This is a genomic window from Flammeovirgaceae bacterium SG7u.111 (assembly GCA_034044135.1).
GTDB lineage: Bacteria > Bacteroidota > Bacteroidia > Cytophagales > Flammeovirgaceae.
In genome coordinates this window covers 3,840,418-3,866,652 of the sequence record CP139021.1, presented here as the reverse complement: position 1 = coordinate 3,866,652, position 26,235 = coordinate 3,840,418, and the positions used below count along the sequence as shown (strand labels likewise).

Sequence of the window (26,235 nt, the reverse complement as noted above, 5' to 3'; positions counted from 1 at the left end):
CTTTATTTTCTTGGGCAAAAACAGATTAACAACTAACTTGCAAGCTCTTTAAAAAGTAGTGTTTCAAGCAAGTCGCTTGTGGGCAAAATCTATTTTGGGCTCAAAGATAAACGACCCAAGTTTGGTACGAAGCTATTTGGGAATTAGATTTCAAAACAGCTTATATAAAAAGCAAAAACAAAAAGAAATGATAGTTGTAACAGGAGCAGCAGGGTTTATTGGCAGTTGCATGGTGGCTCGCCTTAACCAAGATAATTTCAATAATATTATCGCAGTAGATGATTTTTCAAAAACGGAGAAATTGCACAACCTTGAGGGTAAGAACATCCAAGAGCGAGTGGAGCGAGAGGAGTTTTTTACTTGGCTAGAGAAAAATGAGGCAAAAGTAGAATTCATCTTCCACATAGGTGCTCGTACCGATACCACGGAATTTGATATGTCTATTTTCGATCATCTGAACATCGATTATTCTAAAAAAATATGGAAAGCTTGCTGCCAATACCAAATCCCATTGGTCTATGCGTCTTCGGCTGCCACCTACGGGCTGGGCGAGTTGGGCTACGACGATGATGAGTCAAAAATCTCCGAACTGAAACCTTTGAACCCTTACGGAGATTCAAAGAACCTGTTCGATATTTGGGCGTTGTCTCAAGAAGAAAAGCCTCTTTTTTGGGCTGGGCTGAAGTTTTTCAATGTGTACGGCCCCAATGAATATCACAAGAGTAGAATGGCTTCTGTGATCTACCATGCTTACAACCAAATAAAGAAAACGAATGCGATGAAGCTTTTCCGTTCGCACAATCCTGACTTTAAAGACGGAGAACAGCAGCGAGATTTCATTTATGTAAAAGACTTATTGGAAGTGTTGATGTTCTTGATGCACCACCGCAAAGATTCGGGAATTTACAACTTGGGAACTGGTGAGGCGAGAACTTTCCTCGATTTGGTAAAAAGCACTTTCAAGGCGATGGGAGTGGAAGAGAACATTTCTTTCATAGACACCCCAATCGATATCCGAGACAAGTACCAATATTTTACAGAAGCGAACATGGCAAAGCTCATCGGCATTGGTTATGATAAGCCGTTTACCAGCTTGGAAGATGGTGTAACCGATTATGTAAAAAATTACCTGATGGAAGGAGCTGGCGATGGAATGGGCAAATGTTATTAATCAATTTGCCATAGAAGGAGAAGTTCTTTCTGCTGAGCTTTTTGGCAATGGGCATATCCACCAAACCTTTAAAGTTTCGACCAGCGATAAACCTTATTTGTTGCAAGAAATAAACGAGGAAGTATTTGCCGATGTGCCTTCGCTTATGCAAAATATCCAAGCGGTTTCCGAGCATTTGAAAGGCACTAAAGGGAATGCGTTGGAATTGGTATTGACCAAACAAGGTCAGCCATATTACGAAGGACAAGCAGGGCTTTGGCGGGTGTTCCATTTTGTGGGAAATAGCAAAAGTTACGACCAACCTACGGATGGAAGCTTGGCTGAGTTGGCAGGGGAAGGCTTCGGCGAATTTATCTCTCAACTAGCGGATTTGCCCCTTGCGGCGGTGAGCGAGACCATTCCCGATTTTCATGATATCTGCTGGCGGTTTCGCCAGTGGGACGAGACGAAGGGCAACGCTTCAAGTCAAAAGCTGGAAGAATGTGTGGATGAAATTGGGTTTGTGGAAAGCCAACGAAAAAAAATGGAAGCTTATTTTAAGGGCTTGCATGAAAATACTTTGCCGCTGCGAGTGATTCATAATGACACCAAGCTCAATAATATTTTGTTTGTTGGCGAACAGCAAATGCCCTGCGTAGTTGATTTAGATACGGTGATGCCCGGCTACGTTGCCTTCGATTTTGGCGATGCGATCCGGACAATTGCTAATCGAGCTGAAGAAGACGAAAAAGACTTGGCTAAGGTGCAGTTTGAGAAGGTGTTTTTTGAGCGATTTGCAAAAGGATTTGCTGCAAAGACAATCTCTGTTTTTACTAAAAAGGAGGTTGAAAGTTTAGCTTTTGCTCCAGCCTATATGACGTTTATTATGGGCTTGCGCTTCCTTACCGACTATTTGGGTGGGAACAAGTATTATTCAATTAAGCATGAAAAACATAATTTGGTAAGGGCAAAATGCCAGTTCGCTTTTGCGCAAGTTTTACACCAAAATATTTCATATATTACCAACTACATCCAAAGCATGTATCAGGGAAATACCTAAGTTAACATAATTGTATTAAAGAATAAAAAATCTAGAATTACAAATGAAAGAAATTAGATGGGGAATGATTGGTTGTGGAGATGTAACCGAAGTGAAAAGTGGTCCGGCTTTTAATAAAGCAAGGGGTTCACGGTTGGTTGCAGTGATGAGGAGGGATGAAGAGAAGGTAAAAGATTATGCCGAAAGACATGGAGTGCCGAAGTGGTACACCGATGCCGAGGAGTTGATAAACGACGAAGAGGTGGACGCTGTTTATATTGCCACACCTCCTTCCAGCCATGCGCTCTATACCATTATGGCGGCAAATGCTGGCAAACCTGTGTATGTGGAAAAGCCGATGGCAATGACCTTGAGCCAGTGCGGTGAGATGGTAAATGTGTGCAAAGATGCAGATGTACCTCTTTTTGTAGCATATTACCGCCGTATGTTGCCTTCTTTTTTGAAGGTGAAAGAGATAGTAGAAAGTGGTACTATTGGGGAAGTGAGAGGGGTGAACATCCGCCTATATTGGGCGCCAAAGCCAGAGGATATAAAAGGAGATCCAAATAACTGGCGTGTAAAGAAAAGTATTTCTGGCGGTGGGTATTTCCACGATTTGGCATCGCACCAGTTCGACTTTTTAGATTATGTGCTAGGTCCAATTGCCAATGCGGGCGGAATCAATCACAATCAAGCAGGCTTTTATAATGCCCCAGATATCACCACAGCGGCTTTCAACTTTGAGTCGGGCGTAGTGGGGTCGGGCATTTGGTGCTTCACTGCAGATAAGTCTTCGCAAATAGATATGACCGAAATTATAGGTTCGAAAGGAACGGTGAAGTTCCCTTCGTTCGATCTGAGCAAGCCCGTAATGCTGACCAGCTCTAGTGGTAACGAAGGTTTTAGGTTCGATAATCCTGAGCATATTCAGCAACCGTTGATCCAGAGTATTGTAGATGAATTGAACGGTGGTGCGCCTTGCCCAAGCAAAGGGGAATCGGCTATGCGGACTTCCAATGTGTTGGATTTGATTACTGCATAATAGAGATGTTTTACAAAATATTTAGGCTAAAGCCAAACATGTTTTGATAGAAATCAGCGGATTAAATCCGTAGCTCATTCATAGGCGGGGCTTAAAAAGCCCCGTTCAAATACTAGCCTACATATTAAATCAAAAAAAATATCCTACGTGTACCCAACTGAACTTAAAACCATGGCGATTCTTAACAGAATAAAATTCTTATTCATTTTTGTGTTGATGTGCAGTTCTCAAGCAATTGCCCAAGACACCACTTTCTTTTTTGAAACGCCGACTGCTCCTCTGGGAAAGTTCACCCAAGACCAGTTTCCCATTACCTACGATTTTAGGTTTCTGAACGAAGGGGCAACACCTATGGAAGTTTATAAGGTAGAGCCTGATTGTGCCTGCGCCATTGCCGATTTTTCCAAGGGAAAAATTGCAAAGGGGGATTATGGGTACATTACAGTTTCCTATTCGCCTTATAAGGCTGGACCATTTGAGAAAACCTTTAAAGTATATGCCAAAGGGGCAATTCCTAACAGCACGGTCATTAAGATTACGGGGTTCATCGAGCCTTTCGATTTTGAGCCGAACCGAGAGTTTCCCCACAAAAACGGGGAGTTCCAGTTCAAGCACAGGCAGGTGTTGCTAGGCTCTATCACCAACGAAGCTCCCATCAGGAAAGAAATCGAATTTTATAACCCCAATAATTTTCCCATCAGCTTAGACGATTCGGTGAAAGGGCCTGACTTTGTAGAGGTGATATTCGATTCAGCCGAAATGATTCCTCCAAACTCGGTGGGGAAATTTGTGCTGTTTTACCATCCCGAGCTTAAAAATGACTACGGAGTGGTGCTCGATAGCCTCACCTTTTATACGAAAGGAATGGAGACCGAAGCCTTTTCCCTAGCTGTCACCGCCAATATTTCCCAGTACTTCTCGCCCGAGTCCAAGTTCGACCCCAAGCGCCCCGTGCTTTCCATCCCTACCAAAACCATCCACTTGGGAAGGACTACGTTAGGAGATGGGAAGACCGTGGACTTCGAACTAAAAAATGAAGGGGAAAACGACCTACTGATCTACAAAACCTTGGCAAACTACGGAGGAGAAGTCCTTGGCTTCCCAACCACCATTCCATCGGGGGAAAGCGTAACGTTGACCGTTTCCATCCTGAACATCAACAAAAAAGGCAAGCAAGACCGCTCCTTTATTATCTACAGCAGCGACCCTGTCGACCCCATCCAAAAGCTAAGTGTTACACTGGATGCTAGGGATTGAGTTGGTGTTTTACATGAAGTTAGAACTTATGTCATCAAGAGAATCTATGATACAATCAGATAAAGTAGAATTATTTGTCGATTTGGTTCGTAAATATCTATTGCCCAATTTTAAAATATCTTCATCTATGGCAATAGTGTCTGCTGCTGCAACAAAGGCAAATTACGCTACCCTTTCGCAATCAGATTGTTTTGATGCATATTATGGTTCTTCTTACCATTACCGAGGAGAGAATAAATTTATCCATTTTACTTCATTTGAGACTTGTTTAAAAATCTTAGAATCTAAAAAGTTTCTATTGAGTTCTCTATCTGTAATGGATGATAAGTTAGAGGTAGATCATTTGCATAATATTTTTGAATCCTTAGGGCTAAAAGAAAGAGAATCCTATTTTATTAAAAAGGATTTATACGCTCTTTCACTTTGTGAGTTTGACGTTGAGCAGAATGAGGAAAGTCTCGATATGTGGCGAATATATAGCGATAACTGTAGGGGAGTTGGATTAGTTCTTGAATTTGATTTAGCCTATTCTTATCATTGGGTTCATTATGCGCTTTCTAAAGTAAAATATGGTCATGAAGGAGTTGATAAGATAATTGCATTTTCAAAAGCATACCAAGAATTTATTAAATCAAATAATGGCTTTAAAATACGTGGTATAGATGAGTTACTTAGAAACCTGTTATCGAACCATAAATCAGGTATTTATAAGTCGGAAAGAGAAGTTCGTCTTTTGTTTACAGGAAAACTGTATGAAAAAGAATTGAAGCTCAAACATAGCTGTGAAATTGAATTTGAATCAAAACTTAGAAAAGAAGATTTTGAAAAATATAAAGTTACCCAAGAAAGGCTAGATCATATCTTTCCAAATATCACTATTTCAAGCATCCTTATCGGTCCAAAAGTGTCGAAGAAAGAATTCGATAAAAATGCGCAAGAGATAAATGTATTAACTCAGAGATATAATACTGTTCCAAAGGTCGAGCATTCATTACTGAAAAAGTACTTTTGATATTCTTATTAAGAAACCAAGCTAAAAAAGCTGTACTCTAGAAGCCTGTACCCTCTTTTACTCCCTCTCAGGCATCTTGAACCTCATAAGCAAAATAAACCCAATAACGAAAAGTACGACTAAAGACAGGGCGCTCAAGCGCATGTTCCCTGTAATTTGTTCTATCAATCCATAAAGGAAAGTTCCCATTACGATGGAGAGTTTTTCGGCTACATCGAAGAAGCTGAAAAAGGATGCGGTATCGTAAGTATCGCGGGGGATTAGCTTGGAGTAGGTGGAGCGAGACATGGATTGGATGCCGCCCATTATCAAGCCTATTACAAAGGCGAGGATGTAAAAATCCAACACAGTTTGCATGAGGTAAGCATAGGCGCATACTCCCACCCAAATGATGACCATGACGGCTATGGAGAATTTATTCCCCTTCCAAGCTGAGATTTGGGCAAAAAGATATGCCCCTGCTATTGCCACTATTTGAATGAGTAGCACTGTGGTGATAAGCTGGTCAACGGTAAGGCTCATTTCCTTCTCTCCAAATGTAGCTGCTAGCAACATCACGGTCTGCACCCCTGCGTTGTAGAAAAAGAAGGAGCGTAAGAACCGCTTTATTTCGGGCATTTTCTTCACCAAGAAATACACCTTTTTAAGTTCGCCGTACCCTTTTTTGAACAGGTTGGTACGCTTAGGCGGGCGTTGGTGCACATTGGAGGGGAGGTAGTGAAAGGATATTTGGGCAAATAAAAACCACCAAGCCCCGACGGTAAGGAAGGCGAGTTTAGAACCAAAAGCCTCGGTGATGCCCAAGTATTCGTGGTTCATGATGATCATGAGGCTAAATATAAGCTGCAGTACGCTGCCAACATACCCCATGGCGTAGCCTCGGGCACTTATAGAATCGAAGCGATCTTCAGTGGCGACTTCGGGGAGGTAGGCGTTGTAAAAAACCAGTGCGCCAGCCCAGCCTGTGCTTGCCAAAATGGTAGCGATGATTCCAAACTCTACATTGTGCCCATTGAAAAAGTAGAGGGCGATGCAGGACGCTGAACCTAATGCGGTAAAGAATTTCATCATTCTCTTTTTCATCCCCCCATAATCAGCCATTCCCGAAAGGATAGGCGAAAGAAATACGATGATGAGAAATGAAAAAGAGAGTGCATAGGAGTAAAGTACAGTGTTTTCGATAGGAAAGCCGAAGAATTGGATCTTATCGCCACCAAAAGCAGCTCGGGTAGTGCTGTTGTAGTATACCGGGAAAATGGCGGAGGAAATGGTAAGTGCATATACTGAGTTGGCCCAATCGTACGAACACCAGGCATTGATGATCTTTGGCTGGTTTTTCGCTATTGCTATGCTTTCTACTTTTACTTCGTTGTTCACTTTCAATATTTTTAGTACAGTGGATTCTAGAATAAAAAATGGGTAATTGGTAGGAGAGAGGATAATGGTATGGTTGCTATAGGCCCTAGCTTATTTCAAATTTACTTCTTTTACACTTAAGCCCAAATAGATGCTCCTGTTTCAATTATGAAAACGAAGTGAATTGAGCATATTGCCATTCTAGGTAAAAAGGATGGCTAGCACAAACTCCAGATTTGCTTCTCAGAGAAGAACTATTAGCTTTCAAACCTCATACGCACTTGCTCTAAGCTTTCTTTTGAACCAACTATATTGACCAAATCGTGCTTTCTCAAGCGGGTATAACCGTGAGAAACCAAGATTTGCTCACCACGCTTTATGGAAAGGATGATGATATCTGGCGGTAGGCGAAGGTCTCGGATAAACATACCGTGAATATCTGGGTCTCGTACTTCGATTTCTGCGGTAGTCTGGCTTTCTTCCATGCCCAAAAGGAGGGAAGTGGTAGAAGGAGAGCGGACGAATTGGTCAAGCAGATTTACAATGGCCATGGATGGCTCTACTATCCTTGCGCCAAGCTTCACAAACTGGTCGTAATAGGTTCGGTCATTGAGCCTGACTACCATGTCTTTGGTGCCGTAGGTTTCATAGGCTAGTTCGCATATTTTGAAGCTTTCTTTGTCTGAAAGCATGGTTACAATGGCTTCTGCTTTTTCCGTTTCTAGTTTATCTAAGGTTTCAACGCTCCAGTCTTTTACGAAGTGAATATCCACATCTTTCATCTGACTGAGGTCGATATTGGACATGTTGGTGGCTATTTTTACTTGCCAACCGTTTTTCATTAGTGTTCGGGCGAGGGCAATTGCTTTTCCTTCCAGTCCAAAAATAATGGCATCTCTAGGCCCATCGTAAAGTGGTGTGCTTCCTTTGGAATGGTCTTCATCGACATGGGCAATCGACCATTTGAATAGAGGTGGCCCAACTATCTGGTTTAGGACGATTACGGCAATAATGATGGTGGCAAATTCTTCACCCCAACTCGGAAAGCTTCCTGCTATTTCAGTCACCAAACCTAAGCCCACGCCCGCTTGGGTAACGTAGGGCATCCAACTAATACGGTTGTATTTCATCGGGTCTCCACCCAAAATACCGCCTACATAGCCTCCTAAAACCATTCCCAGCAACCTGATGGCGAATAGAGCTAAAGCAATTTGCCAAACGTTCATCAAGATATCCATAGACATACCCGCACCTGTAAGGGTGAAGAAGGTGAGGTAGATATAAGGACCTGTATCGTGGATGATTTTTAAGAACTCAGGCCGGTATTTACTGTAATTTGTAACTACAAAACTGCCTATAATACAGATAAGCAAAGGCTCCATGTGGAAGTGCACACCAAACTGACCTTCGCTCCAGTGGCTTACAAACGAGGAGAAAACATAAACTCCATAGCCAACCGAAAGGATCAAGACCGTCTTGACATTTGTGGTAGCCTTTATACTGAGAATAATTTCTAATACTTTCCCAAGCACATAGCCTAATAAGAAAGAGCCAGCAAGCTCTAGTAAGACGACTAGAAAAAGAAAGAAATCAAATTTTTCACCTGTAATGGTTGCTCCTGCTAAAGAGAAGTTGATGGCAAACAGGATGATTACCAATACATCTTTGAGTACGGTAACACCCATCGCAGTTTGAGTGAAAGGACCTTTTGCCCTAAGTTCATTGATGACAGCTATGGCTGAAGAGGGTGAGCGGGCTACAAAAATAGTAGCGACCAACACCGCTATGGCAATTTTGCTCCTGGTTTCCATTCCATCCATAAAAGGGATGTAGTCGGCAATGAAATATACGCCAACCACCCCAATGACGAAGGTGATTACCAATTGTCCAAAGGTCATCCAGATGATGCTTTTCATCCGGCTTCGGATTTCCTTGAGGTAAAGCTCCGAGCCTGCAGCAAAGGCGATGAAGGCTAAGGATATTTCATTGAGAAAATTGAGGTGGGTGATGGAGGCTTTGGGAATGAGCTGCAAGATGAAAGGCCCTGCAAAAACCCCTGTTATCAGTAGACCTGTAATAAGGGGAAGTTTGACTTTTAAAAACATGTAGGAAATCCGATTAGCAGCAATCAAAATCACCAGAAATGCCAGCAAAAGTCTTATAGTCTCGAAATATTGCTCCATAAATATAGCCTCAAATAGTTTTCTTCTTTTATGTAAAAAATATCCGCTTGCTTAATAAGCAAAACAGAAGTAACCCCTAGGGTCAGTAATAGTGAGTTGATTATTTTTCGGCGAATCTTGGTAATACCAAGTTAGTCTATTGGTATTTAGGTAGAAGGAAAGCTCCCAAAAACCTAAATCTTAGCCAAGTTTGATGAGTTGTAAAAAACAAATATATCAGAATTGCGCAAACCTGTACGTTTTTTTAGCTTAAAACTCAATGTTAATTCAAATAAGCCTGCTTGATAACATTGGTTTATTCCAAATTCAAAACAAAAGAATACCTTCCGCCCCCAACTATCAACTCGATAAATTCTTTGTCAATACTTCTGATCTGGATTCCCGACACGTCATCGTCTTTTCTACCTTTTTTTACCAAATAGTCTGTCCCTTCTATCAAAGTTGGTTTATCTATTCCCATTAGCGGAATTCGAACTCTCGAAGCGGTGTTTGCTGGAATAGCTACATCTAAAATGAATTTACCGTCTTTTTTCTGCCAATGGCTTTCGAGCGTTCCGTAATTTGTTTTGAGCGAGGCTTTTGCCCAAGTAAGATCTCCTGCGGGCATCGGGGCAATAACGCTGCTTTTGAAGCCTGGCTCAAAAGTTTCTGGACGGATACCTGCCAAATACCCAAAATACCATTCTCCCACACAGCCTAGTGCAAAATGGTTGCGGGAATTCATGCTTTCTGGCGGCTCTTTGTCGCTATTCCAAAGCTCCCACATAGTAGTTGCTCCATTTTCTACCATGTAGCCCCACGAAGGGAAGGAAGTCTGAGTAGCGGTTTTGTAAGCAACTTCATGATGCCCATATTCACTGAGGAGCGGAAGAAGATAAGAAGTTCCTAAAAAGCCCGTACTTGGATGGAATCCATTTGCTTCAACATCTTTGGCAACTTGGTCAATCACCCTTTTTTTGAGTGTTGGCGGAGTTATGCCAAAGGCTACGGGAAGTAAGTTTGCCGTTTGGGTGCTGCTATCGTAATTGGCGGTGTATTCATCAAAATAGGTCTCTTGGAATATGTTTTGGATTTTGCTGCAAAGCGAATCGTATTTGTCACCTTCTTCGTCTTTCCCAATTACTCGCGACATTTCACCCAATAGCTTTGCGCTGTAAAAGAAATACGCTGCACCAATCGGCTTTTTGGGAGATTCAACAGGCGCAATCCAATCCCCATATTCTAAGGCATTAGGGTTTTCGGGGTCTGCCCAATCGTAAAGGTAATTATTGGCTTTACGCTCCATGTAGGTAACCCATTTGACCATGCCTTCATAGTTATCAGTGATTATTTTTTTGTCGCCATAAAATTTGTACATGATCCAGGGAACTACTACCACGGCATCGCCCCAACCAGGTCTGGACGGCCCTTTTACAACTATCGCAGGGTTTACATCGTGAACATAGCCCTGTTCGTGCTGGCTATCGGTAATGTCTTTTTCCCACTTGGCAAAAAATCTTGACATGTTCATGTTGTACGAAGCGGTAGGTGCAAAAATTTGCGCATCACCCATCCAGCCTAAGCGCTCGTCTCGTTGGGGGCAGTCGGTGGGGACGCTATGCATATTGCTTCGCTGACCTCGCACTATGTTTTCCTGAATTTTATTGAGTAGCTCATTGGAGCATTCAAAAGTACCCGTTGTAGGAGCTGCCGAATAAATCACTTTTCCCACCAAGTTACTTGCATCAAGCGTATCGACTCCCGAAATTTCCACGTAGCGGAAACCGTGATAGGTGAACATTGGCTCAAACGTTTCTTCCCCTTCTCCTTTCAATATGTATTTGTCAGTGGCTTTCGCCGAACGTAAATTTCTTTGGTCCACGTTTCCTTTTTCATCGAGCAGTTCGGCAAAGCGGAGGGTAACTTGTTTACCAGCATCTCCTTTCACTTTAAGGGAAACCCAGCCTACCATATTGATGCCAAAATCAGCAACGAATTTTCCAGAAGAAACTTCGGTCACTTTCATAGGTTTCACTTCTTCTACCACTTGGATAGGAGGTCCTTGCTGGGCAACTAGTTTTACTTTTTCTTGAGGTACTATGGCAACCGAGTCCCAATTTTCTGCTTGGAAACCGGGCATTGCCCATCCTTTTTGTTCTAAGCGAGCATCGTAGGTTACGCCATGGTAAAGCGTATTGCTCACAAATGGAGAGTTGGTCGTTAGCCAGTTTTTATCGGAGATTATTTTTTCTTTGCTTCCGTCGGTATATGTGATGTGGAGAGAAAGAAGAAAACGAAGGGGACCTTCGCTGTATCGTTCGTTTCCGCCTTGCCAGCCTAATCCGCTACTCCACCACATGTTTCCCAAAATAGCTCCTGCGGCATTTTTGCCCGATTTAAGCATAGAAGTAACATCATAGCTTTGGTACTGGATTTTCTTGGGGTAATGTGTCCAACCTGGGGTGAGCAAGTCTTTGCCGACTTTTTCTCCGTTGAGGTAAAAAAGATAGTTGCCCAAGCCCGTCACAAAAGCTGTAGCCTGTTTTATGGGCTTCTTTGTTTCAAACTCTTTGCGGAGCATAATCGAACGAGGCGGCTTGCCTGTTTCCTCGTTGCCAATCCAGTTTGCCGACCAATCGGCATCGAAGGAACGCAGCAGCCCCATATGCCAAGAGGCAGGCTTGCTGTACGGCGACATCATATCCTCGTTGTTCCAAGTCCGTACTTTCCAGTAATATTTAGTATTCGACTTGAGTTCGGAACCTGTAAACGTCACCAAGGCAGATTCTTCTGAAAGTGTTTTCCCACTGTCCCAAATATCTGCTTCGTCTTTTTCAAGCAACTCTAAGCTGCTAGCCACCAAAATTTGATAAGCTGTTTGAGCAGCTCCTCTGCTACTATCATTCACCATCCACGAAAGTCTTGGGCGCAAAGCATCTATGCCAATGGGGTCGGTTTGGTATTCGCACTGAAGCAAAAGCGGGCCGCCCGGAGGGGATATTTTTACACAAGCTGCAGCCAAAATAGATAGGCAAAAAAGCCCCAAAAGGGATTTTATATAGGAATTTAGTTTCATTTCAGTTAGGGGTTTAAAGGTACTGGGCAAAATCAGTATCTGCTGGAAGGTGTTTGAAAGGTTAGTCAAAAAAATAATTCGAATTTTTACTCTTGCTCGTCTTTTATGTTGCTTCTGAGATCGATTAAGAATTCTCTCACTTTTTTGAGTGAGCGGACTGCTTCGGCATTTGCTTTTATTTTAGGGTTTTTCTTTAGTGTTTCTTTTGCTCCTTGGAGCGTAAACCCTTTCTCTTTCACCAAATGGTAAATTGTCCGAATGGCTTCTATATCATTTTTGGTGTATTGTCTTGCTCCATTTTTGTTCTTTTTGGGTTTGATAATGTCGAACTGGCTTTCCCAAAAACGAATAAGAGAGGTGGCGACCTCAAATTGTTCAGCAACTTCACCAATGGTATAATATCTTTTTTCTATTTCCATCTAAGCAGTTCTCTACTAAATTAATACATCCTTTTGCGGAAAGGATGTTGTTTGATAATCAACTATTTAACTCGAAATTGCTCAAGTACTGTTTGAAGCAAGTTTCTTAAAGCATTTTTTCGAACTCAATATAAACCTATACTTGTGTTTTAACAAGTTGAATATAAAAAAAGCAGTAATTTTAATTACTGCTAGGCAAACCAAGGCAAATATTCTTTGCTGAAATATCAATACCCCAAAGATTGGTTTTCTATGGAAGCTATTTCACGAAGCTTGGTGTATTCTTGTGGTGTAAGGTCGTTGTAGAAAAAGTCGATTGGGTTGATGTTGTGCCCATCAAAAAGCACCTCGTAATGTACATGCGGGGCAACTGTTGTTCCCGTAGCACCTACTGCTCCAATAATCTGTCCCCTTTTTACTTTTTGCCCCTTTCTCACTTCAAAATCAGAGAGGTGGGCGTATTTGGTAACATATCCGTAGCCATGATCAATTTCAATATTTTTACCATAACCCCGGTTTATATTTTGCACTTTTATCACCGTTCCATTGCCAGTGGCGTACACTGGCGTGCCCTGTGGGGCGGCAAAGTCGAAGCCTTTGTGCATCCTTCTTACTTTCAATATAGGATGGAAACGTATGCCATAACCCGAAGCTAGTCGGGTAAGATCTTTATTTGCAATAGGCTGGATAGAGGGAAGGGCCGAAAGCATTTCAGCTTTTGCTTTAGTAATGTCGACTAGCTCGTCGTATTCTTGGGTTTGATCGTAGACCTGACGCTTGAGTGCATCCATTTTTTGTAACGAGCTTATCACCAAGGTACTTTTGTCGTCCTGGCTCTCCAAAATGTCTTTGTAGCGCTCAGTGCTTCCTATCCTCGAAAGGCTTGTTTCTCTCGAAATTGGCTCAGCTTCAAAAATGGTTCGGTAAATATTATCATCCCTGTCTTGCAAACTGCTCAGCATCAGTTTCGCATCGCCTATTTCCTTACTAAGTTTTTCGTAATAAGCTTCCAGCTCTTTATTTTCTCGTGTAAGCCTAGAAACTTTTGGAGAAGGAAAATACGTGGTGTAGATCACGGAAAAGATAAAACCTGAGAACACGCATACGAACAAAATGCCCAAGGCATTGACCAACATGTCAACCTTAGATTTTTTTACTCGCTCGTACCGACAAGTTTCTGTATCGTAATGATATTGGATTTTTGCCATTTGTGTTTTTCCTTGTGTATTAAATCAGACTTAAAAACAGGCTCAAGGTTATATAGGTTCTATTTGGGAACAAATGTAAACAGAATTTTAAGCCTTCGCAAGCATCAGGATTTTTTGCCCCTCTGTGAGGATAGTTGGGGAGAATAAACATTTTTTCAAAAACCTATTTTACATTTGCCGCTTACTCTAGTAAAATCAGTAATTTTAGCGATTGAAAAAGAAATCCCCGAAGAAAGTTTGGGGGTATTTGTATAAAGAAGAAAGCTTAGGAGAAATAAATGGAAGCCAAGGAGATCAGACAGCAGTTTTTAGACTTTTTTAAAAATAAAGAACACCAAATAGTGCCCTCAGCGCCACTAGTGGTCAAAAATGACCCTACGCTGATGTTCATCAATGCGGGCATGAACCAGTTCAAAGATTATTTTTTGGGAAATAAGGTCGCCTCAAATCCTCGTGTGGCCGATACGCAAAAGTGTTTGAGGGTTTCTGGAAAGCATAACGATTTGGAAGAAGTAGGTCTGGATACCTATCACCACACGCTGTTCGAGATGCTGGGTAACTGGTCGTTTGGCGATTATTTCAAAAAAGAAGCAATTGCTTGGGCTTGGGAGCTGCTTACCGATGTGTACAGATTGCCCAAAGACCGTTTGTACGTAACGGTGTTTGAAGGAGATGAAAAAGACGGGCTGGAGCCAGATAAAGAAGCAGCTGAATTGTGGAAAGCTTTTGTTGAGGAAGATAGGATTCTTTATGCTTCTAAAAAAGATAATTTTTGGGAAATGGGCGATTCTGGTCCTTGTGGCCCTTGCTCCGAGATCCATATTGACCTGCGGGACGAAGCCGATGTGGCAAAAGTACCTGGTAAGGATTTGGTGAACCAAGATGACCCGTTGGTGGTGGAAATATGGAACCTCGTTTTCATCCAGTTCAACCGATTGGCAAGCGGAGAGTTAAAGAAGCTTCCTGATACGCACGTAGATACAGGAATGGGCTTCGAGCGCTTGGTGATGGCTATCCAAAAGAAAAAGTCGAACTACGATACGGATGTTTTTACCCCGCTCATCAGCTATTTGGCTAAGAAAGCAGATGTGAAGTATGGTGACGACGAGAAAGTGGATATCGCTATTCGAGTGATTTCTGATCATATCCGCGCGATCTCATTCGCCATTGCCGATGGGCAACTTCCATCGAACAACAAGGCGGGTTATGTGATCCGTAGGATTTTGAGAAGGGCGGTTCGCTATGGAACGACTTTCCTCAATTTCAAAGAACCTTTCATGTACGAGCTGGTAGATATTTTGGGTGAGCAGTTCGGTGAGGTATTCCCCGAAATTCTTTCTCAAAAAGCATTTATCCAAAAGGTGATTAAGGAAGAAGAATCTTCTTTCTTGCGTACACTGGAAAAAGGCTTGGCAATCTTGGGCGAATACATAGAGAAAAATGAAGGCTCGAAAAAAGTGGATGGAAAAGCTGCTTTTGTGCTGTACGATACTTACGGTTTCCCTTATGACCTCACTGCCTTGATCGCAGGGGAGAATGGCTTTGAAGTAGATGAGCAAGGTTTTAAAGAGGCTATGGCTGAACAGAGGAGGACCTCGCAAATTGATGCGACTTCTGAAACGGGCGACTGGATAGTGGTGAACGAAGGCGATGAAGTTGAATTTGTAGGATACGAGGCCTTGGAGTCGGAATCGAAAATTTTGCGTTACCGCGAGGTGAAAGAGAAGAAGAAAACGCTTTATCAACTAGTGTTGGAGACAACTCCATTCTATGCGGAAAGTGGTGGGCAAGTAGGCGATAAAGGCTACTTGGAAGCCGATGGGGAGAAAATTGCCATTTTCGATACTAAAAAGGAAAATGATTTAATTATTCAGTTTGCCCCGAAACTTCCCAAAGATCTTTCGGCTACTTTCCGTTGTGTGGTAGATGAAAGTAAGCGCAGGGCAACGGAAAATAATCACTCGGCTACGCACTTGCTCCAAGCAGCTTTGAAACAAGTATTGGGCGATCATATTGCGCAGAAAGGTTCGTATGTAAACGAAAGTATTTTGCGCTTTGACTTTTCGCACTTTGCAAAAATGACGGACGAAGAAATTCGTGAAGTAGAGCAACTAGTGAATGCGAAAATCAGGGAAAATATCGCACTAGACGAGAAACGAAATGTACCGATAGAGGATGCGAAAGCGATGGGCGCAACGGCATTGTTTGGAGAGAAATACGGTGAATTTGTTCGTATGATCACCTTCGACAAAGACTACTCGGTGGAGCTTTGCGGAGGTACGCACGTGCCAGCTACGGGCAAAATCGGCATGCTCAAAATCACTTCAGAAAGTTCAGTGGCTGCAGGTGTGAGAAGGATAGAGGCGATCACGGGCGAAGCGATGGAGGAGTTTGTGGTGCAGCAAGATTCGTTGCTCAAAGAAGTAGAAGAGCTATTGAAAAACCCGAAAGATTTGGTGAAAGCGGTGCAGAGCTTGGTGGATGAAAAAAATGCAATTGCCAAAAGCTTGGCTACGCTTCAGCAAAAGGAATTGCAAAATCTGAAGAAAGACTTGGTGGCTCAGGCAAAAGAGATTAATGGCGTGAATTACATCGCTGCTAAAGTGAGCGTTCCTGACAATGACAGCCTTCGGGCCTTAGCTTTTGAAACTCGTAAGTTGGTCGATAACCTGTTCATGGTGTTGGGTACAGAGTTCAATGGCAAGCCGATGTTGGCAGTAATGATTTCCGATGAGCTAGTGAAAGAGAAGGAAATGCACGCTGGCAAGATCGTGAAAGAGCTTGCTAAAAATATAAAAGGTGGCGGTGGCGGCCAACCTTTCTTTGCTACAGCGGGTGGGAAGGACGCAAGTGGGTTGGAAAAAGCCCTAGCTGATTCTAAAGAATTATTGTAACACCGTCAATTTGTGGAATTAAGCCCTACGCACAGCGTGGGGCTTTTTTGTTTCAAAACAAACCATGAACTTATTGAGAAACGTGCTTGATTGATAAGGCTTATCGCTAACTTTGCATCAAAATGTTATCTGCAAGGATATTTTTAACAAAAAGCGCAATAAAGAAATGAATGCAAGATTTACGGATGTTAGCATCCAGAATTTGACAAATATAGCGAACAGGTACGGTGTGAGTTCAGGCGCAGCGCAGGACTTGGCACATGCGCTGATGATGAGCGGTGGAAGCATGGCTCAATTTAACATTCCAGAGCTTGGTGGCGGTGGGCAATGGATGCAGGGCGGAATGACTATGGTAGGAGATATGTTCAACAATAATTTGAAAGCAGTTGTTGATGGGCTTTGTATAGATATTTCAAACCTGATAAATCAGGGCGCTGTTCAGTATGTGCCTCTTCCAAAACCCAAGCAGCACCAAGGTCAGCAGGGTGGGCAGTATGGTGGTAACTGGTGGGGAGATTTAGGTTTTCCAAATTCGACTGGTAGCCAAAATGGTATGAACTACGCCATCTTTAACCAAATATCTCGCTTGGCTATTCAGCTGAATGGAAAAGTGACTATTTATGACACACTGGATCACCAGATAGGAGGGGTAGGGCAGCAGCAAGGCGGAGGATATTCGGTTTCGTTTACCAGCCAATATGGAAATGTTGACCTGAACTCGTTACCGATTGTATCGGGTGAAGACAACCGTCCGAAGCCTCAGCGAGATCCTGCTCCGCAAAATAATCAAGCGCAGCAACCATCTCAAGTTGAAACCAACAGCGATTTGGAAGAAGATATTTTTGTGAAAATCGAAAAATTAGCTGGATTAAAAAACAAGGGAATACTTTCAGCTGAAGAGTTTGATAGCAAAAAAGCTGAGCTTCTTGGCAGGTTGTAAACGGTTTTATAGATCTTCAAAACTAGACAGCCCACGCTTATGCGTGGGCTGTTTTTGTTTGTTTTCTATGTAAATTTATGTGCTAAATGAAGTTAGGTACATAAGACTCAAGCATTCTGTATTGCGATTTTGGCTTTAATTTCACGTATTTCAAGCTGGCGGGGAGTAGAACGGCATCTCCTTTTTCAATGGTAATTTTTCCATCCGCATATTCCAATTCAACTTTTCCTTCAAAGCAAACATAAATAACAAAGGAATCGAGGTGGCGGTAATCACGTTCGGTTTCTTCACCTGTGTATCTCAATACTTTGGTCTCGAAATAATCTGAAGTTACCAGTTTCGTGCAGGTGTTTTCCTCTTTTTTATACTCGGTTTTGTACTGATCATAGTGCTTGTAATCGATGGCATCAAGTGCTTCCTCGGTGTGCAACTCCCTCGCATTTCCCTTGTCATCTTTCCTGTCAAAATCATAAATTCTGTAGGTAACGTCAGAAGTTTGTTGTATTTCCGCAAGTAGGCATCCTTTGCCTATGTAGTGGACTCTTCCGGCGGGAATGAAATACACATCGTCGGCTTGGACTTCTTCAATATTCAAGATTTCATCAAGCGTATTTTCCTTTAGGTGCTTGAGATAGGTTTCTTTGTCCACTTCCTTGCTGAAGCCTGCATTTAGTTTACTTCCTTCATCTGCTTGGAACACGTACCACATCTCGGTTTTGCCAAAAGAATTATGGCGCTCGGCAGCTAGTTTATCGTCAGGGTGGACTTGGATAGAAAGGTCATCGTTGGCATCGATAAATTTTACTAAAAGTGGGAATTCATCCCCAAACTTTTCATAAACCTTTTTGCCCACTAGTTTGTCTTTGTAAGTTTCTATAAGCTCAGTAAGCAATTTTCCTTCTAGTTCCCCTTCGCTTACCTCAGAAATATTTCCTTCCACACCCGAAATCTCCCAGGTCTCGCCGCAGTTGGGTAAGGGGGAAAAATCTTTTCCAAGTACGGTTTTCATCTTTTCACCGCCCCAAAGCTTGTCTTTAAATATAGTCTTGAATTTGAGTGGATATAATGTCGACATTTTTATGTGTTTAAGTTTAAAAACAAAAAATAGTGTTGTTGAAGTGTTAAAAAAATCAATAGAATCAGCCCATTAAAAAAGGTTAGCAAGATAGGAAATGAAGCCCAACAATAAAAGTGTGCGATAGGCAAAAAAAATATTTCACCTAATCATATAAAAATCTATTTTTTTATGGGGAATATACAATTATTAACGATGTCTCGTTTGGGTAAAACAAAGTATATATTATAATTGGGTTTTACATATCAAGATGTAACATTTTGTGTATAATTCATTTAAGCCACTATTATCGATATTTTTTGAAATTGCAGTATAATATTTTGCAATTAGTTTTATGACGATACGATCTGGTGTGATACCTCTAAAGAGTCAATTTTATATTTTGTTAATATATAAATCCATATGGGAAGCCTTTTCCCAACTAAATTTCTGCTAATTATGAAAACTTGTTTTCTAGTACTGACCCTTCTTATTGGGTTGAATTGCACTGCCGCTTTTGCCCAACTTAAGGTGAAGTATGGGAAGTTTGATCAAAGTGAGCTGGATATGAAAGTTTATGAAAAAGACACAGCTGCAAATGCGGTCGTTCTTTTCGACAAGGGGAGGAGTTACATTCAGTATGGTAGCGAGGGTTTCCAGCTTTACCACAAAAGGCATCGTAGGGTGAAAATCCTGAACAAACAAGGTTATGAGCACGCTGACTTTTCTGTTGTTCTTTACGATGAAGGTGGAAATGATGAAAAGATAACAAGCTTGAAAGGCCATACTTATGTAGTGAAAAATGGTAAAGTAGAGAAGTTTAAGTTGGAGAAGAAAGATGTGTTTAAAGAGCATATCCGTGGTAATTGGTATAGACATAAGTTTACCATGCCGAATATTGAAGAGGGAGCCATCTATGAAATAGAATATAGTATTCTTTCAGACTTTATCTTTAATCTTCAGGAATGGTACTTCCAAGAGGATATTCCCGTATTGTATAGCGAATATCAAACTGAAATTCCAGAATATTTTGGTTATCGCCCATTCCCTCAGGGGCATTTTGCATTCACTGACCATCAAACATCTGAAAAGAGAGGAAATATCAACCTTGGACAAGGGGAAAGTTTGGATTATAGAGTGAACCAAGACTTGTGGGTTGTAAAAGATGCGCCAGCCCTGGAGCTCGAAGATTTTGTGACTACCTACGAAGACTACGTGAAAAAGATCGAATATCAATTGATCTATACGGACTACCCGAATGACTCTAGGAAGGATGTGTCGGCTACTTGGCCAAAAGTGGCAAGACAACTGATGGAATCTGAAAATTTTGGGTATCAATTGGGACGGACTGGTTTTTTGAAAAGTGAGGTAAAAGCTATTTGTGCACAGCATTCTACTCCAGAAGAACAAATAGCGGCTATTGTTTCATTTGTACAAAACAATGTGAAATGGGATGAAATAAACAGTCTGTATTCTAATGGAATAAAGAAAGCTTTGGATGAGCATAAGGGCAATTCTGCTGATATGAATTTGATGATGATAGTGATGTTGAGGGAAGCTGGGCTAAAAGCGGACCCCGTTATCCTGAGCACAAGGCAACATGGTAGGGTAAATCAATTTTTCCCTAAACTTGATGATTTTAATTATGTACTGGCTTATGTGAGAACAGGTGAACAGAAGTTTTTGATTGATGCAACAGATCCACTTTTACCTGTAGGAATGGTGCCTTACAAATGTATGAATGGGCAAGGAAGGATTATTACTGAGGCACATACAGATTGGATAAATATTGATACTGGCGGAATGATTACCGAAGTGGTAAATGTAGTGATGAGGGTGAACGAAGATGGGGAGTTTGCAGGTGAAATGCGAGCGATATCGGGAAGTTATGCGGCTAGGGTGATGAGAAGTGAAATTCTGCGAACAGATGAGGAAAAATACATGGAGGAGAATTGGAACGGAGATGAAACAGGTATCTTGATAGATGAATATAAAATAGAAGGGGTAAAGAAAGACCTTGCCCAACCTGTTAAAAACTCTATCAAATTTACATTAGATGGCTTGACTACTGAAGATGATATGCTTTATCTTAACCCTGTTTTGGTTAAGTCTTTTGAGGAAAACCCTTTCAAACAAGAAGAAAGAGAATATCCTGTTGATTTTGGTTCTAAGATATTGCAATCATTCAAAATGACTTTTACTCTTCCCGAGGGTTTTGATGTGGAAGAAATACCTGAATCTGTAGCAATTGCATTACCCAACAAGGCTGGTAGTTTTTCTTATAGAATCTTCCAGCAAGGTGGGGTGCTTATGGTTACGAATACAGTCAAGATTAACCAAACTCTTTTTGCTCCATCAGATTATGCTGTGTTGAAAGAGTTTTTTGCTCAAATTATAGAAAAAGAGGCCGAGCAATTAGTATTAAAAAGAAGGACATAGTTTTAATATGTTGCTATGTGCATTTTAGAATTCAACTTTTAATTATTCAATACATATGAAGTTACAGTCAATTATTCTATCGCTTTTACTTCTAACTATATGTTCTGGAGGGTTACTGGCGAAAAATGACCCCAAATACCCTGTAAGTGCTATACCAGAGGAGTTGCTGGAAGGAGCAGATGCTGTTTTGCGCTTCGATAGCAACGTTTTTGAAGTGAAGGATAAGGGGCATGGCGTGTTCAAGACCAAGTGGGCCTACACTATTTTGAATAAGAATGGGAAAAGGCATGCGGAGCTTGCCACAGGCTATGATAAGCTAAAAAAGATCAACTTGATAAAGGGAACTGTTTATGATGCTTTTGGTAGTGAGGTTGACAAACTGAAAAATATCGATATCAAAGATCAGAGTGCAGTTTCTGGCAGTTCCTTGTTCGATGATAACCGAATGAAAGTTGCCGAATTGACTTACCATCAGTATCCCTACACAGTGGAATTTGAATTGGAAGTTGAATACGAAGGCTTGATGTTTTACAGACCTTGGTTTCCGCACCCAACATCCAAATCGGCGGTGGAATTGTCTTATTACGAGGTGATTATGCCCGAGGGGCTAGAGCTTCGGTACAAGGAGATGAACTTTGACAAGTGCAATGGTGAAATAAAAACTGTAAAGGCAGGAAAGAATGTTTTTCGTTGGGAAGCTAGGAATCTCAAAGCTTACAAGCCAGAAGGATATACCAACAATGAAGATGAGGCATATGTATTACTCGCTCCTTCCGCTTTTTCTTTAGAAGGTTTTGATGGAGATTTGAGTTCTTGGGATTCGTACGGAAAGTTTATTTACCAACTTTGGGATAACAGGCAGGAGCTTTCCCCAGAGGCAGTTGCCGAAATACAAAAGGTGGTAAGTGGCTTGGATAATGAAGTGGACAAAATAAAGGCGGTTTACAAGTATCTTCAGGAAAACACCAGGTACGTGAGTATTCAGTTGGGAATAGGGGGGTGGCAACCTTTTCCAGCTTCTTTGGTAGCAGAAAAAGGTTATGGCGATTGCAAGGCCTTGGTGAATTATACTCATGCGCTGCTGAAAGAAGTCGGGATAAAATCTCATGTAGCTTTGGTAAAAGCTGGCGATGATGATGACCCAATTCTTACAGATTTCCCTTCAGCTCAGTTCAACCATGTTATTCTTTGCGTACCCCAAGAAAGCGACACTATTTGGCTAGAGTGTACCAGCCAGACAGAAGCATTCAATTACCTTGGCGATTTTACAGATGATAGGGATGTGCTGCTGTTTTCAGAAGAAGGTGGCAAGATTGTTCGCACACCTGCTTACGATAAGCATGAAAACTTGCTCTTGAGGGTAGGGGAGTTTGTATTGGACGAAGAAGGAAACGCTAAGGGGAAGTTAAATAATGAGTACCATGCATTGCAGGAAGGTACAAGGGCTTTTGTGGTAGAGGTGCCAAAAGAAGATCAAAAAGAATGGTTGTACGAGAAATTGGATATTTCAACGTTTGATATTCTCGATTTTAACCTGGTAAGGCACAAGGATGATTCTCCGTATGTAGAAGAAGCCATGGAGATTTCTATCAGAAAATGTGCATCTAAAAGTGGGAAGCGCTTGTTTCTTCGACCAAACTTATTGTCGAAATGGGATGGTGTTCCTAAAGAATTGGAGGAGAGGAAGAATGATGTTTACCTCAGCAAGTACTACGATTTTATAGATATAGATACGATGGTATACCAGATTCCGGAGAATTATCATTTGGAGTCGGTCGCAAGAGATCAGAAAATTGAATCGGATTTTGGGCTTTACGAATCGAGAATAAAGGTAGAGGGGAATAAGGTTACGTATACCAGAAGGATGGAAATGAACTCGGGTAGGTATTCAAAAGAATCGTATGTTGAGTTTAGGGACTTCCTTAAGAAAGTAAATAAAGCCGATAAAAAGCGGCTGGTTTTTGTGAATAAAACCTAGGTTTCAATTATAGTTTTAGATTTTCAATAGCCCCAGCTCAGTTGGGGCTATTTTTTTGCAATGCTGGTGTTTTGCTATTTTCCAACTTCTATACACTCGTTTGCACTATACTTGCTTTGTAAAAGGAAAGCTGCCTGCTAACTTTAGACAGCTTCATTTGAAGAAGATATTTTACCAACATTCTCACAAAATCATGAAACTATATTTTACATTAGCCAGCCTTCTTTTGCTAAGCCTTTCTGCTTGCGACAAGCTACAGAATACGAAACCTACGGTTCAGAAAGAGCATAAGCTCTCCGAGGAAACCAAAACTATTTGCCTTTGGGAAGAGCTTTCGGTGCGGGAAAGCCCAAGTGCAAAATCCAAATACCTCACGTCCATCTATCTTGGCGAAGCAGTTACTTCTTGGGGGGAATCTGTGTTGGATACAAATTCTCAAAGGGAAAGGTTGTATACCAAAATTCGCCTCACCGACGGCACAGAAGGATGGTCTCAAGATGATTTTTTGGCAGTAGATGCTACGCCTGGGGTAATTCTCAACGATGCAACTATTTATAAAAGGCCAGATTTACTTACTTCTACACAAACTGCTTTTGATCGAATGGATTTTGTGGCTATTCGGGAAGAAAAAGGAGAGTGGGTGAAAGTAAAAGGGAAGCGCAAAGAAGACCAGTGGTTTACAACGGGCTGGGTGAAATCAACTAACCTTTCAACAGACTTGACAGATATTTCCTTTGCCGTTTTGGTGAACAGGGCTCTTTCTGAAAATGATAAAGAAGTTCGTGAGGAAAAGATAGAGACAATATTAGGAAATACAGACCTGAAGCCTGCGGTGTTCTATCAAGATTTTACCGGTCAGGTGTACGAAGAAGTGGAAGAAGTTGAAACAGGGGACGTTGGTATAGGAGAATGATTAAAAACTGCCCAAAGTCTACCTCTTGTAAAACTAACTAGACTTTGGGCGACATTTTTAGGCTAATCCTAATGCCCGTTTAACTAGCAGCAAACCCTTGTCGGTGTACTGAAGTTGAAGAGCGTGGTCATGCCCTTTTTCCGTCATTTTGCCCCATGTTTTCTGGAGGATTTCGATGATTTTTTCTTCTGGGTGCTTGGCAAGGAAGTCATCATAATAATACTGTAGAAATACCAAGCAGATTACGTCTTCCAGTGCTTGGCTTTCGGGGTCTTTTTTGAGGTTCTTTTTCATCAGCAAATCTTTCACTGTCTGAATAGTTTCCTCATCATAGCCATGTTCAGCCATGATTTTCCCAGCTTCTTCGCCATGGAATATTTTTAATTGCGTCCGCCATTTGAGGTAACCCTTCCTGTCCATGGGGTAATCGCTTCGGGGAATAGTCCAGCGACGAATGTGCTGGCAGCGCGAGGCAAGTTGGAGTGTTTCGCTTGGGGTTTCTCCTTCGCTATATTTTCCGAGCATTTCGCTCATTCTTTGCCCATATATCAGCTCTTTGGGATATTCTTTCCCTTCCCATGTTTCTTTGTTGGGATCTTCTGTGTTAGCGGCATCAAATGCTTTGAGAGTGTTTTCTAATTTGCTCATCTTTTCTTCTGTTTTGCTTGTCTCGCAAATTAGACTATTATTTTTCAAAAAAACAGAATTATACAGCTCTCATCTTTTAATTACTATGGATTGTTTTCCAACATCCTATCAGGCTTGCTCGCTAAGTTATCTTCCATGACTACCCTAGTTCTTGGCAAGCTTTCAGGGTAGTTTTTCTGTAAAAAGCTTATCAATCCTTCTCGGACATACACTCTTAAATCCCAAGCGGTAGGCGAGTCTACTGCGCTCATCAGCGCCCTTATTTCCACCGTTCTTTCCTTTGCATCCGTCACTTGCAATACGTTTACTCGCCTGTCCCAAAGTTCGCTGGCTTCAAGCAATCGGGTGAGTTCTTCTCGTAAGGCATCAAAAGGTACATTGTAATCGGTATGGATAAATACTGTTCCAAGGATTTCGGCACTGGTCCGTGTCCAGTTCTGAAAAGGTTTTTCTATGAAGTAGTTTGTAGGTAGTACCAACCTTCGCTGATCCCAAATTCTCACTACCACATACGTCAGGTTTATTTCTTCTATCCAGCCCCATTCGTTTTCCACTATCACTACATCTTCTAGCCGAATGGGTTGAGTAATGGCAATTTGAAAGCCTGCTAGCACCGTTCCCAGTGCTTTCTGTGCCGCAAAGCCAAGGATGATTCCGGCAATACCCGCAGATGCTATCAGGCTTACGCCAAACTTTCGGATGCTTTCAAAAGTCATTAAACCTAAAGAGAGGGCTACAATCACGATGATAAAAATCAAGATGCGCTCCATTACCCTGAACTGTGTATATACTTTTCTGGCCTTCAGGTTATCCTTTCCTGTAATATCGTATTTCCTTAGTACAAGGTGCTTTGTGAGGCTAATAGCTCGAATTGCCGTCCATGCACTTAGCCCAATCAGGATCAATTTTAAAATTATCTGTAATGGACTATTGATTTTGTCGGGAAGCTCAACTACCTGAAGGGGAACGATAAGCGATATAAAAAGTGCGAGTAAAAAAACTGGAGCTCTGAGCGATTTTCTCAATTTGGACACATACGGATACTTTCCTTTTCCTTCTAGCTTTTTTAAGTAGATATTGAATAAAAAGTAAAAAAGCATTAATACACCAAATATGATGGCTGCATAGAGCAGGTATTCGAGTGCATTTTTAGCTTTTACTTCGTCTATTTGGAAAAGTTGGTCAATATTGAATTTCATATAAGCCTAGTTGAGAGTGATGTGGTAATTTTTTTTTTAAATCTACGCAGATTCAAAAAAAATATCTTAGCAAGGTGTTATTGTGTCTTTTATTCAAATATTTCATCTATCGCTTTCGCAAGTTTTCTGTCTTTTTCGGTGATTTTGTCTCCAGCATCGTGCGTGCTGAGTTTGATTTTTACTTGGTTGTACACGTTTGTCCACAAGGGGTGGTGGTCGTGCTTTTCGGCTATGAGTGCCACTTGGGTCATAAAGGCGAAAGCCTCCACAAAATTCTTGAACTCGAAAAATCTCACCAATTTATTATCTTCTTCTTTCCACATAATGCAATACGTTTTTTGTTACCTACTTTTTAAATACCCTGAGGCGATAATTGTTTTCAAAAATCTAGATATGAATTCTGTTTTTCTGCCATTCAACATAGATTGCTGCCGATAGAAAAAATCACC

19 protein-coding genes are annotated in these 26,235 nt (G+C 41.5%); 10 read left to right on the top strand and 9 right to left on the bottom strand.

The window, feature by feature from the left end; all coding sequences use genetic code 11:
• The first annotated feature begins 187 nt into the window (after window positions 1-187).
• From rfaD to R9C00_15030, 5 genes are all read left to right on the top strand, one after another.
• Window positions 188-1,171, top strand: a complete 984-nt coding sequence (gene rfaD, locus R9C00_15050) for an ADP-glyceromanno-heptose 6-epimerase (protein ID WPO33019.1) — start codon at window positions 188-190, stop codon at window positions 1,169-1,171.
• On the top strand, window positions 1,149-2,210 hold the full coding sequence (locus R9C00_15045) for an aminoglycoside phosphotransferase family protein (GenBank protein ID WPO33018.1): 1,062 nt from the start codon (window positions 1,149-1,151) through the stop codon (window positions 2,208-2,210). The genes rfaD and R9C00_15045 overlap by 23 nt, the downstream gene beginning before the upstream one ends.
• A 43-nt stretch (window positions 2,211-2,253) precedes the next feature.
• Window positions 2,254-3,231: a Gfo/Idh/MocA family oxidoreductase gene (locus R9C00_15040; protein WPO33017.1), complete on the top strand. Its 978-nt coding sequence runs from the start codon at window positions 2,254-2,256 to the stop codon at window positions 3,229-3,231.
• Between the two features lie 171 nt (window positions 3,232-3,402).
• Window positions 3,403-4,488 carry a DUF1573 domain-containing protein gene (locus tag R9C00_15035; GenBank protein WPO33016.1) on the top strand — a complete coding sequence of 362 codons (1,086 nt, stop codon included), beginning with the start codon at window positions 3,403-3,405 and terminating at the stop codon, window positions 4,486-4,488.
• A 28-nt stretch (window positions 4,489-4,516) separates the two neighbouring features.
• The gene (locus tag R9C00_15030; protein ID WPO33015.1) at window positions 4,517-5,500 is read left to right on the top strand and encodes a DUF2971 domain-containing protein; all 984 of its coding nucleotides are present in this window, start codon (window positions 4,517-4,519) and stop codon (window positions 5,498-5,500) included.
• Window positions 5,501-5,557: 57 nt separating this feature from the next.
• On the opposite strand, the gene R9C00_15025 is transcribed toward R9C00_15030, so the two are convergent.
• The 5 genes from R9C00_15025 to R9C00_15005 form a co-directional block, all read right to left on the bottom strand.
• Window positions 5,558-6,877 (bottom strand): MFS transporter, encoded by a 1,320-nt coding sequence (locus tag R9C00_15025; GenBank protein WPO33014.1) that lies wholly within the window; start codon window positions 6,875-6,877, stop codon window positions 5,558-5,560.
• Between the two features lie 236 nt (window positions 6,878-7,113).
• Complete coding sequence (locus R9C00_15020) at window positions 7,114-9,039, bottom strand: cation:proton antiporter (protein WPO33013.1); 1,926 nt, start codon at window positions 9,037-9,039, stop codon at window positions 7,114-7,116.
• Between the two features lie 295 nt (window positions 9,040-9,334).
• Window positions 9,335-12,094: a family 78 glycoside hydrolase catalytic domain gene (locus R9C00_15015; GenBank protein ID WPO33012.1), complete on the bottom strand. Its 2,760-nt coding sequence runs from the start codon at window positions 12,092-12,094 to the stop codon at window positions 9,335-9,337.
• Between the two features lie 86 nt (window positions 12,095-12,180).
• Window positions 12,181-12,513 (bottom strand): MerR family transcriptional regulator, encoded by a 333-nt coding sequence (locus tag R9C00_15010; protein ID WPO33011.1) that lies wholly within the window; start codon window positions 12,511-12,513, stop codon window positions 12,181-12,183.
• Between the two features lie 227 nt (window positions 12,514-12,740).
• A complete protein-coding gene (locus R9C00_15005) occupies window positions 12,741-13,721 on the bottom strand; it encodes a M23 family metallopeptidase (GenBank protein ID WPO33010.1) in 981 nt (326 codons plus the stop codon).
• Window positions 13,722-13,999: 278 nt separating this feature from the next.
• Between R9C00_15005 and alaS the strand changes: the two genes are divergently transcribed.
• Together alaS and R9C00_14995 are read left to right on the top strand one after the other, a co-directional pair.
• Window positions 14,000-16,615: an alanine--tRNA ligase gene (alaS, locus tag R9C00_15000; protein WPO33009.1), complete on the top strand. Its 2,616-nt coding sequence runs from the start codon at window positions 14,000-14,002 to the stop codon at window positions 16,613-16,615.
• 166 nt (window positions 16,616-16,781) lie between these two features.
• Window positions 16,782-17,555 carry an SHOCT domain-containing protein gene (locus tag R9C00_14995; protein WPO33008.1) on the top strand — a complete coding sequence of 258 codons (774 nt, stop codon included), beginning with the start codon at window positions 16,782-16,784 and terminating at the stop codon, window positions 17,553-17,555.
• An 82-nt stretch (window positions 17,556-17,637) separates the two neighbouring features.
• On the opposite strand, the gene R9C00_14990 is transcribed toward R9C00_14995, so the two are convergent.
• Window positions 17,638-18,630 carry a type I phosphomannose isomerase catalytic subunit gene (locus R9C00_14990; protein WPO33007.1) on the bottom strand — a complete coding sequence of 331 codons (993 nt, stop codon included), beginning with the start codon at window positions 18,628-18,630 and terminating at the stop codon, window positions 17,638-17,640.
• A gap of 438 nt (window positions 18,631-19,068) precedes the next feature.
• Here R9C00_14990 and R9C00_14985 point away from each other — a divergent pair, with 438 nt between their 5' ends.
• The 3 genes from R9C00_14985 (at window position 19,069) to R9C00_14975 (ending at window position 23,939) form a co-directional block, all read left to right on the top strand.
• Window positions 19,069-21,048 carry a transglutaminase domain-containing protein gene (locus tag R9C00_14985; protein ID WPO33006.1) on the top strand — a complete coding sequence of 660 codons (1,980 nt, stop codon included), beginning with the start codon at window positions 19,069-19,071 and terminating at the stop codon, window positions 21,046-21,048.
• A 55-nt stretch (window positions 21,049-21,103) separates the two neighbouring features.
• Window positions 21,104-23,026: a DUF3857 domain-containing protein gene (locus R9C00_14980; protein WPO33005.1), complete on the top strand. Its 1,923-nt coding sequence runs from the start codon at window positions 21,104-21,106 to the stop codon at window positions 23,024-23,026.
• Window positions 23,027-23,219: 193 nt separating this feature from the next.
• Complete coding sequence (locus R9C00_14975; GenBank protein ID WPO33004.1) at window positions 23,220-23,939, top strand: hypothetical protein; 720 nt, start codon at window positions 23,220-23,222, stop codon at window positions 23,937-23,939.
• 57 nt (window positions 23,940-23,996) lie between these two features.
• Here R9C00_14975 and R9C00_14970 read toward each other — a convergent pair whose 3' ends face one another.
• The 3 genes from R9C00_14970 to R9C00_14960 form a co-directional block, all read right to left on the bottom strand.
• Window positions 23,997-24,587, bottom strand: coding sequence for a DUF4202 domain-containing protein (locus R9C00_14970; protein WPO33003.1), 591 nt, complete (start codon window positions 24,585-24,587; stop codon window positions 23,997-23,999).
• A gap of 83 nt (window positions 24,588-24,670) precedes the next feature.
• Entirely contained in the window at window positions 24,671-25,786 is a 1,116-nt protein-coding gene (locus R9C00_14965) for a mechanosensitive ion channel (GenBank protein WPO33002.1), read from the bottom strand.
• A gap of 89 nt (window positions 25,787-25,875) precedes the next feature.
• Window positions 25,876-26,109, bottom strand: coding sequence for a 4a-hydroxytetrahydrobiopterin dehydratase (locus R9C00_14960; GenBank protein WPO33001.1), 234 nt, complete (start codon window positions 26,107-26,109; stop codon window positions 25,876-25,878).
• Between the last annotated feature and the right edge of the window lie 126 nt (window positions 26,110-26,235).